The sequence below is a fragment of the Micromonospora sp. NPDC057141 genome (assembly GCF_042670805.1).
In the GTDB taxonomy this organism is placed as follows: domain Bacteria; phylum Actinomycetota; class Actinomycetes; order Mycobacteriales; family Micromonosporaceae; genus Micromonospora.
In genome coordinates, this window is sequence record NZ_JBHUVA010000007.1 from 138,638 (window position 1) to 148,053 (window position 9,416).

The 9,416-nt window shown below is 74.4% G+C and carries 9 protein-coding genes; 5 read left to right on the forward strand and 4 right to left on the reverse strand.

What is annotated here, in order from left to right; all coding sequences use genetic code 11:
- Positions 1 to 121: 121 nt before the first annotated feature.
- Positions 122 to 880: a maleylpyruvate isomerase N-terminal domain-containing protein gene (locus ACFT41_RS07625; RefSeq protein WP_377582295.1), complete on the reverse strand. Its 759-nt coding sequence runs from the start codon at positions 878 to 880 to the stop codon at positions 122 to 124.
- A 68-nt stretch (positions 881 to 948) separates the two neighbouring features.
- Here ACFT41_RS07625 and ACFT41_RS07630 point away from each other — a divergent pair, with 68 nt between their 5' ends.
- A complete protein-coding gene (locus tag ACFT41_RS07630; protein WP_377582298.1) occupies positions 949 to 2,040 on the forward strand; it encodes a UDP-N-acetylmuramate dehydrogenase in 1,092 nt (363 codons plus the stop codon).
- A 34-nt stretch (positions 2,041 to 2,074) separates the two neighbouring features.
- Here the strand turns inward: ACFT41_RS07630 and ACFT41_RS07635 are convergent, their stop codons facing one another.
- Both ACFT41_RS07635 and ACFT41_RS07640 read right to left on the reverse strand, forming a co-directional pair.
- Positions 2,075 to 2,860 carry a class I SAM-dependent methyltransferase gene (locus ACFT41_RS07635; RefSeq protein WP_377582301.1) on the reverse strand — a complete coding sequence of 262 codons (786 nt, stop codon included), beginning with the start codon at positions 2,858 to 2,860 and terminating at the stop codon, positions 2,075 to 2,077.
- Positions 2,861 to 2,888: 28 nt separating this feature from the next.
- Positions 2,889 to 3,653 carry an SDR family NAD(P)-dependent oxidoreductase gene (locus tag ACFT41_RS07640; RefSeq protein ID WP_377582303.1) on the reverse strand — a complete coding sequence of 255 codons (765 nt, stop codon included), beginning with the start codon at positions 3,651 to 3,653 and terminating at the stop codon, positions 2,889 to 2,891.
- A 191-nt stretch (positions 3,654 to 3,844) separates the two neighbouring features.
- Here ACFT41_RS07640 and mshA point away from each other — a divergent pair, with 191 nt between their 5' ends.
- The 3 genes from mshA (at position 3,845) to ACFT41_RS07655 (ending at position 6,766) form a co-directional block, all read left to right on the forward strand.
- Positions 3,845 to 5,209, forward strand: a complete 1,365-nt coding sequence (gene mshA / locus ACFT41_RS07645; protein ID WP_377582306.1) for a D-inositol-3-phosphate glycosyltransferase — start codon at positions 3,845 to 3,847, stop codon at positions 5,207 to 5,209.
- 132 nt (positions 5,210 to 5,341) lie between these two features.
- Positions 5,342 to 5,875, forward strand: a complete 534-nt coding sequence (locus tag ACFT41_RS07650; protein ID WP_377582309.1) for a YbjN domain-containing protein — start codon at positions 5,342 to 5,344, stop codon at positions 5,873 to 5,875.
- Positions 5,876 to 5,953: 78 nt separating this feature from the next.
- A complete protein-coding gene (locus ACFT41_RS07655) occupies positions 5,954 to 6,766 on the forward strand; it encodes a hypothetical protein (RefSeq protein WP_377582312.1) in 813 nt (270 codons plus the stop codon).
- A gap of 408 nt (positions 6,767 to 7,174) precedes the next feature.
- Here ACFT41_RS07655 and ACFT41_RS07660 read toward each other — a convergent pair whose 3' ends face one another.
- Positions 7,175 to 8,452 (reverse strand): MDR family MFS transporter, encoded by a 1,278-nt coding sequence (locus ACFT41_RS07660; protein ID WP_377582315.1) that lies wholly within the window; start codon positions 8,450 to 8,452, stop codon positions 7,175 to 7,177.
- A gap of 151 nt (positions 8,453 to 8,603) precedes the next feature.
- Here ACFT41_RS07660 and ACFT41_RS07665 point away from each other — a divergent pair, with 151 nt between their 5' ends.
- Positions 8,604 to 9,371 carry a phosphoglyceromutase gene (locus ACFT41_RS07665; protein ID WP_377582317.1) on the forward strand — a complete coding sequence of 256 codons (768 nt, stop codon included), beginning with the start codon at positions 8,604 to 8,606 and terminating at the stop codon, positions 9,369 to 9,371.
- The last annotated feature ends 45 nt before the right edge of the window (positions 9,372 to 9,416 follow it).

Consider the following 9,416-nt stretch of genomic DNA (forward strand, 5'->3'; position numbering starts at 1 on the left):
GCGCTCTCACAAGAGATTGATCGCTGGCCGCCGCGATGTCAATAGAGCGCTCTCCGGGCAGGCACGACGACGCGTGGCCCCCGGCGACGCCGGGGGCCACGCGAGGACGAGGTGGGGGAGGTCAGCCGGTGCGCAGGCCGTCGAGGAGGGCCCGGTCGCCCCGAACCCCGAGGGTGTCGAAGCTGACCCGGCCCATCAGCGCCAGCAGCAGGTCGCTCGCCGTGCCGGTGACCTCGGCCCGGGCGCGGTGGTCGTCGTGGTCGAGGAGGGTGTCGGTGTCCAGCAGCGCCACGCCCTCGCCACGCAGCCGCAGGTACCAGTCCTGACCCGCGTCGGGGGCGGCCAGGTGCACCACCCCGTGCCACTGGCCGCTGGCCGTGCGCCGACCGGCCGGCAGCCAGGTGTCCAGCACCTCGCTCACCCCGTCGGCCGCGAGCTTGGCCTCGATCGGCTCACCGGCGGCGATGGCGAGCTGGGCGTCCCAGCGGTGCACCGCCGTCTCGTGCGCCGCCCGGCGCGGCCAGAAGCCGGCCTTCTTCGGCTGCGGCGCCCAGTTCCACGCCGGTGCCTCCGGGTCAAGCCCGTCGAAGGTCGCCATCAGCCGGTCGTACCCCTGCTGCCAGTATTCCAGCGCGGACGTCCCGGCGGGCAACGCTCCCGGCTCCGGGCGCGCGGGCCGGGTCGTGCCGCCGGCCCGCACGATCATCGTGATCCAGTGGTAGGCGTCCCCGAGGTGCCGGGTCAGGTCGGTGATCGTCCAGCCGGGGCAGGAAAGCACGGGTGTCTCGGGGGGAGCCTCCGCGACGGCGGCGGCGAACGCGGGCCCCTCCGCCCGCAGCGCGCCGATCCAGAAGTCCTTCGTGCCGTGCAGTCTGCTCATCACGATCCTCCCGGGCGACCGGGCCACCAGTGGGTGCCACGGCTCCCTCTCAGCCTAGGGTGAAAGGCGTGTCAGACGTTAGTGCCCACCCGGCCACCGAAACCCGCGCCGCCGACTCGACGACGTTGGCGGGATACACCACCCTGTGCCTCGGTGGCCCGGCCGGACGGATCGAGACCGCTGCCAGCGCCGAGGAGATCGTACAAAAGGTGCGGCAGGCCCGCCTGCGGGACGAGGAGGTCCTGATCCTCGCCGGCGGCAGCAACGTGGTCATCGGCGACGCCGGCTTCCCCGGCACCGTCGTGCTGGTGCGCTCCCGGGGGCTGCGGGTCGTCGCCGAGGACGCCGACACCGTCACCGTACGGGTCCAGGCCGGCGAGCCGTGGGACGACCTCGTCGCCGCCACCGTCGCCAACGGCTGGTCCGGGCTGGAGTGCCTCTCCGGCATCCCCGGGTCGGCCGGAGCCACCCCGATCCAGAACGTCGGCGCGTACGGCCAGGAGGTCGCCGAGACGATCACCGGTGTCGAGGTGTACGACCGCGCCGAGAAGACCCTCGGCCGGGTCGCGGCGGCCGACTGCGGCTTCGCGTACCGCTCGAGCATCTTCAAGTACAGCGAACGCTGGGTGGTGCTGTCGGTCGACTTCCGGCTCGCCCGCTCCCCGCTGTCCGGCCCCGTCCGCTACGCCGAGCTGGCCCGGGCACTCGGCGTCGAGCCCGGCGACGCGGTGCCGCTGGCCGACGCCCGGGCCGCCGTGCTGCGGCTGCGCGCCGGCAAGGGCATGGTGCTCGACCCCGCCGACCCCGACACCCGCTCGGTGGGCTCGTTCTTCACCAACCCGGTGCTCGACGGCGAGGCGTACGAGCTGCTGCGCGAGCGCGCCGCCGACCTCGGCGAGCCGCCGCACTGGCCCGGGGCCGGCGACACGGTGAAGGTGAGCGCCGCCTGGCTGATCGACAAGGCCGGCTTCGCCAAGGGCCACCCCGGCCCGGAGGGGGTGGCCATCTCCAGCAAGCACACTCTCGCCCTGACCAACCGGGGCGGCACCGCCAGCACCGCGGCGCTGATCGCCCTGGCCCGCGACATCCGCGACGGCGTGCACGCCCGTTTCGGCGTGCCCCTGCACCCGGAACCGGTCCTGGTCAACTGCGCCGTGTGACCACCCTCCCGGCGAGGGCGAGGGGCGGGCCGGCTCAGGCGGGGGCGACGGCGGGCCAGCCGACGGTGAGCTCGCCGTGCCGCCAGCGGCGGGGCCCGTCGAGGACCGGCCAGCCCGCGTCGCGGACCGCCGCCACCGCGCGTAGCCACCGCTGCCGGGGCCCGAAGGGGGCGTACGCGGCGGCGGAGCGCCACGCGTCGTCCAGGTCGCGGAGCAGGCCGTGGATCCGTTCGCCCGGCACGTTGCGGTGGATCAGCGCCTTCGGCAGCCGCTCGGCCAGCTCGGCGGGGCTGCCCAGCGTGGTGAGCTTCGCCGCCAGGGTGAGCGTGCGCGGGCCGGCGGAGTCGATCAGCAGCCAGCCGCCGAGCCGGCCCAGCTCGTCGCAGGTGCCCTCGACCAGCACGCCGCCCGGGGCCAGCCGGTCGGTGACCGTGCGCCAGGCGGCGGCGACCTCGGCCTCGTCGTACTGCCGGAGCACATTGAACGCCCGGACCAGGGCGGGCCGCAGCCCGGCCAGCTCGAACCCGCCCCGGGCGAAGGCGAGCCACGGCGGGTCGGCGGCGGGCTGCGCGGCGGCGACGCGTACCGGATCGATCTCCAGCCCGACCACCCGCACGTCGGCGCGGACCCCGGCGGCCAGCCGGGCGCGCAGCTCCACGGCGGTGACCGGGGTCGCGCCGTAGCCGAGGTCGACCACCAGCGGGTCCGCCGCGTCCCGCAGCCGGCCGCCGCAGGTCTCGACGATCCAGTTGTCGACGCGGCGCAGCCGGTTCGGGTTGGTCGTGCCCCGGGTGACGACCCCCTGCGGCCTCACCGTCACCGCCTCCGCCCGCGCGACCTGGGCCCCATCAGCCCGCCCGGTGCACCTTGTGCTGCGCGGCCTGCGCCAGCGGGCGGACCACGAGCCGGTCGACGTTGACGTGCTGCGGGCGGGTCGCGCACCAGGCGACGCAGTCGGCGACGTCCTCGGCGACCAACGGCTCGGCCACCCCGGCGTAGACGGCTTCGGCCCGGTCGGCGTCGCCGTCGAAGCGGACCAGCGCGAACTCGTCGGTCCGCACCATCCCCGGGTCGATCTCGATCACCCGGACGGGCCGGCCGCACAGCTCCAGCCGCAGCGTGCCGGCGACCGCCGTCTGCGCGTGCTTCGCGGCGCTGTAGCCGCCCCCGCCCTCGTAGACGACGTGGCCGGCGGTCGAGGAGACGATCACGATCGTGCCGGCCCCGGACGCCTCCAACGCGGGCAGCAGCGCCTGGGTGACGCGCAGGGTGCCGAGCACGTTGACGTCGTACATCCACTGCCAGTCGCCCACCGACCCGGACTCCACCGGGTCGAGCCCGCGCGCGCCGCCGGCGTTGTTGACCAGGAGGGTGACCGGCCCGGGGGCCGCCGCGGCGGCTTCGGCGAGGCCCGCCACCGACGCCGCGGACGTGACGTCGCACTCGACGGCGGTGGCGGCCCCGCCGGCCGCCCCGATGTCCGCGACGAGCGCGGCCAGCCGGTCGGTGCGCCGCGCGGCGGCGAGCACGTGGAACCCCTCGGCGGCCAGCCGGCGGGCCGTGGCCGCGCCGATCCCGCTGGACGCCCCGGTGACGATCGCGACAGAGGTCATCGGGCCATTCTCACCCCGCCGGGGTGGGCGCGCGCCGCCGGCCGGGCGGTCGCGCCGATGAGGTCCGTCACGCCCGGGGGACGCCGGTACGCATTTCCGGTGCCCGATGGGGAAGATGACACGCGGCGCGTGGGTTGACCGAGGAGCGCCGGTCGTGCGGGACGGCATCAACCGTGACAGAGGGAGCGGACGTGGCGGAACAGCACACCGGCGTCGGTCGTCAGCGAGGTGCCCGGCCGTGGCCGCGCCCCCGGCGCATCGCCACCCTGTCGGTGCACACCTCGCCCCTGCATCAGCCCGGCACGGGCGACGCGGGCGGCATGAACGTCTACATCCTGGAGGTCGCCCGCCGGCTGGCCGAGGCCGACGTCGAGGTGGAGATCTTCACCCGGGCCACCTCCGGCGACCTGCCGCCGGTGGTCGAGATGTCCCCGGGCGTGCACGTCCGGCACGTCACGGCGGGCCCCCTGGAGGGGCTGACCAAGGAGGAGCTGCCCGGTCAGCTCTGCGCGTTCACGGCCGGGGTGCTGCGCACCGAGGCGGCCCGCCCGCCGGGCCACTACGACCTGATCCACTCGCACTACTGGCTCTCCGGGCAGGTCGGCTGGCTGGCCAAGGAGCGCTGGGGGGTGCCGCTGGTGCACACCGCGCACACCCTGGCCAAGGTCAAGAACGACCGGCTCGCCGCCGGGGACCGGCCCGAGCCGAAGGCCCGGGTCATCGGCGAGGAACAGGTCGTCGCCGAGGCCGACCGGCTCGTCGCGAACACCCGGGTGGAGGCCCGCGACCTGCTCGACCGGTACGACGCCGACCCGGCCCGGGTCGCCGTGGTCGAGCCCGGCGTCGACCTGGACCGGTTCCGGCCCGCCGCCGGGGGCCGGCACGCGGCCATGCTCGCCGCCCGCCGCCGGCTCGGCCTGCCCACGCAGGGATACGTGGTGGCCTTCGTCGGCCGGATCCAGCCGCTGAAGGCCCCCGACGTGCTGATCCGCGCCGCCGCCGCGCTGCGGGAACGGGACCCGCGGCTCGCCGACGAGCTGACGGTGGCGATCGTCGGTGGGCCCAGCGGCAGCGGGCTGGACCGGCCCACGGCCCTGATCGAGCTGGCCGCCTCGCTCGGGATCGCCGACCGGGTGCGCTTCCTGCCGCCGTGCACCGGCGACGACCTGCCGGCCGTGTACCGGGCCGCCGACCTGGTCGCCGTGCCGTCGCACAACGAGTCGTTCGGGCTGGTCGCCCTGGAGGCGCAGGCGTGCGGCACGCCCGTGCTGGCCGCCGCCGTGGGTGGCCTGGTGACTGCCGTACGCGACCAGGTCAGCGGGGTGCTCGTCGACAGCCACGACCCGGCCGACTGGGCCCGCACGCTGGCGGGGCTGCTGCCGGACCGGGCCCGCCGGGCGGGCCTGGGGCGGGGCGCCGAGCGGCACGCCCGCAACTTCTCCTGGGACCGCACGGTCGGCAACCTGCTCGCCGTCTACGGCGAGACGATCGCCGAGCACCGGGGCCGGCTCGCCGGCCGGCTCGCGGTGGACCCGGCGCTCTCCTGCGCCTGGTGAGCAAGGAGGGGCCCCTGTTGACGCCTGCGGTAGAGAAGGGCACCCTTCTCACCCCGTCGCCGCCCACGTCGCCGTCGCCGCCCCCGTCGCCGCCCACGGCGGGTGGGCGGCGGCGGCCGTAGAGTGGGGCGGATGAGCGCGAGGAGCCAGGTGGCCGCCCTGATCGAATCGGTCTGCGCCGAGCGGGAGTTGGCGGTCGAGTCCACCGGCGAGGCGTCGTACGCGGTGACCCTGCCCGGCACCCACAAGCTCAAGACGATCTGCAACCTCGTCGTCGGCGAGCACGCGCTGCGGATCGAGGCGTTCGTGATGCGCCAGCCGGACGAGCGGCGCGAGGAGCTGTGGGCCTGGCTGTTGCAGCGCAACGCCCGGATGTACGCCGTGTCGTTCTCCATCGACGCGGTCGGCGACGTCTACCTGACCGGGCGGGTGAACCTGGCAGGGGTCGACGAGGACGAGCTGGACCGGCTGCTCGGCAGCGTGCTGACGTACGCCGACGAGTCGTTCGACACGATGCTGGAGATCGGCTTCGGCACCGCCATCCGGCGGGAGTGGGAGTGGCGGGTCAGGCGCGGCGAGTCCACGGCCAACCTGGCGGCGTTCGCGCACCTCTTCGAGCCGTCGCCCGCCGGCAAGGCTGCGGCGGGAGGTTCGGAGCCGTCCTGACGGGTATGCCGCACCGCGCGGTGCGGCACTTGGATCCGCCGCGCGCCGAGGACGGACTGTCAAGGAGCGGAGCATCCCATGGCTCAGCGGAACAGCTCAGGTCGCGGCGGGACTGCGACCAGGACGAGACGACAGACGGGCAACCAGACCCCGAACACCCCGACGATCTCCGAGTCGGAGATCTCCCGCATGCGGGTGGACGACATCCGTGGCCAGCTGCGCCGGCGGGGCGTCGCCGGGATCTCCGCGCTGCGCAAGCCGGAGCTGGTGAAGGCCCTGGCCCGTACCCTGCGAGCCGAGGGCCGTGGCGCGGCGCGGCGCAGCACCGGGCCCGCGGGCCGCGCCAGCGGCACGAAGGCCAAGACCACCGGGGGTACGCGCAACGCCGCCCCCGCCCGGGCGAAGGCGGCTCCGGCGCGGGCGAAGGCGTCCCCGGCCCCGGCACGCAGGGCCGCCCCGGGGAGGAAGGCGGCCCCGGCCGCCCGGGCGCGGGCCAGCCAGGGCGCACCCCAGCGGTCGGCGATCCGGACCGGTCGGTCGTCGTCACGCTCGGCGCGGTCCTCGCAGCCGATCACCTCGCTCCGGGACCGGCCGGAGCGTCCCGGACGCAGCCTGGTCACCACCAACCACGACGTGATCCGGCGCTGGGCGCGGGAGCGCAACGCCCGGCCGGCCACGATCGCGGGTACGGAGCGGAACGGCCGGGCGGGGGTGCTGACGTTCAACCTGCCGGGGTACCGGGAGAGCAGCCGGGTGCGGGAGATCACCTGGGACGAGTGGTTCCGGACCTTCGACGGCCGCCGACTGAACCTGATCTACCAGGAGCAGCTGCGGGACGGCCGGCAGAGCAACTTCTTCCGTACGGAGTCACCCGATCGTGAGGACGCGTAGGCGTTTGCGGGACCGGCCCACGGGTAGTCCCGGTGTGTCGGCAGTGACCCGGAGAGCAGATCCCGTTTCGGACGGTGATGCTGTGACCGGCGAGACAGCCGTCCCGGGTTGAATCCGCAACCAGGGGAAACTAGCTTTATTGCACGCGCCACGCTCGTAACCGTTCGGGGGAGCGGTGGATCGATCAGATCCGCGCACGAGCACAGGCGCAGGGACGGGTGGATCCCGCCGTTGGGGGACGGCGCCACCCGTTGGAACCGGCGGCGCGAGCGGGCGACGCTTACGGGGGTGAGTGTCGCCCGCCGCCGCCGGCACGATGCGGGCGTCCATCACGACCAAGGGGTCGAGGTGGGCGCTTTGCGTCGTCCCGGGCGCGCCGGCCCCCGTACACCCGGATCTTGGACATCTTCAGCTCACGACGGACGTCAACTGTCCACTTTCCGCCGGCGCGGGCTCGGCCGGCGGGCGCAGCGCCGTGGCCCGCCGTTCCCGGGCCGGCCCGGAGGCCAGGTGGGCGACCGCCACCACGACGCCGATCGCCGCGCAGCCCAGCCAGAGCGCCGCGTTGCCGGCCTGTTGCCGGACCAGGCCGCCGACGATCGGCGCGCTGGCCCCGGCGACCTGCCAGGACAGCGAGAAGACGCCCTGGTACCGGCCGCGCAGGTCGGCGGGGGAGAGCTCGGCGATCAGCGTGGAGTTCGACGGCGAGTTGAGCATCTCGCCGAGGGTCCAGACGAGCACGGTGAGGGCGTAGAGCCAGGCGGCGTCGGCGAACGCGGTCAGCCCGAACCCGACGCCCGTCACCACGGCGGCGAGGGCGAGCACGTGTGAGCGGCTGCGCCCGTGGATCAGCCGGGGGACGAAGAGCTGCCCGGCCACGATGAGCACCCCGTTGAGCGCGATGACCATGCCGTACGTGGACGGGCTCAGGCCGTCGTCGCCCATCGCGATCGGCAGCATCGAGATGTGCTGGAGGAAGACCAGCGCGCCGAGCAGGTTGAGCGCCACGAAGCCCAGGTAGACCCGGTCGCCGAGGATGGTGCGCAGCGCCCCCCGGGGGCGGGCGGCCCCGGCGGGGGCCGCACCGACGCGGACCGGGACGCGGGTCTCGGCCACCTTCGCGAAGATGATCACGGCGGTGGCCAGGGTGGTCGCCGCGTCGATCACGAACAGCAGGAGGTAGCTGGCCTCGGCGGCCAGGCCGGCGAGGATCGCCGCGCAGGCGAAGCCGAGGTTGATCGCCCAGTAGTTGAGCGAGAACGCGCGCAACCGGTCCCGCTCCGGCACCACGTCGACCATCATGGCGCCGAACGCCGGGCGGGCCGCCTCGGCGAACAGGCCGAGCAGCAGCGCGCCGCCGGCCACGGCCCAGAGCTCCTGGGCGAAGCCGAGGGTGAGCATCATGCCCGCCGCGCCGAGGTGGGCGGTGAGCAGTGTCGGTCGCCGGCCCCACCGGTCGGCGAGCGTCCCGCCCAGCGTCGTCCCGACCGCGCCGCCGACGCCCCACAGGCCGAGCACGAGGCCGGCCGCCAGCTCGTCGAAGCCGCGTTCCTGGGTGAGGTAGATGGCCAGGAAGACCAGGACGAACGAGCCGAGGCGGTTGATCAGGGTGCCCGTCCACAGGTACCAGAAGGTTCTCGGCAGCCCGCCGGTGGTGTCCCGCAACCAGCCCCGCATCGTCCGCACGCTCGCGCCCCCGCTTCGGTAATGACCGATCAATTCAATGCGCCTTACAACCTAGTCGCGGGGGCGGAGGCTGGTCACCGGCTTTTCCACGTGGTGGTCGTCACCGCAGGTCCCCGCGTGTCCATCGACGGCGTGCGGCAGGATGATCGGCATGACTGCGAGCGAAGGGCCCACCGTCGGGACGCTGGTCCTGCTGCGGCACGGCGAGAGCGACTGGAACGCGAAGAACCTCTTCACCGGCTGGGTCGACGTCGACCTGACCGCCAAGGGCGAGGCGGAGGCGCGCCGCGGCGGTGAGCTGATGCGCGAGCACGGCCTGCTGCCGGACGTGGTGCACACCAGCGTGATGCGCCGGGCGATCCGCACCGCCGAGCTGGCGCTGAACGCCGCCGACCGGCACTGGATCGCGGTGCGCCGGTCGTGGCGACTCAACGAGCGCCACTACGGCGCCCTGCAGGGCAAGAACAAGAAGCAGACCCTCGACGAGTACGGCGAGGAGCAGTTCATGCTCTGGCGCCGGTCGTACGACACCCCGCCGCCGCCGATCGCCGACGACGACGAGTGGTCGCAGGTCGGCGACCCCCGGTACGCGCTGCTGCCGACCGAGCTGATGCCGCGCACCGAGTGCCTCAAGGATGTCGTCGAGCGGATGCTGCCCTACTGGTACGACTCGATCGTGCCGGACATCCTGGCGGGCCGGACGGTGCTGGTGGCCGCGCACGGCAACTCGCTGCGCGCCCTGGTCAAGCACCTCGACCAGATCTCCGACTCCGCGATCGCCAAGCTGAACATCCCGACCGGCATCCCGCTGCGCTACGACCTGGACCCGCAGTTGCGTCCGCAGGTCCTCGGCGGGACGTACCTCGATCCGGCCGCCGCCAAGGAGGCCGCCGCCGCGGTCGCCAACCAGGGCCGCTGACCGGCAAGGAAGGGCCCCTTGTCATCGCTTTCGCGATGACAAGGC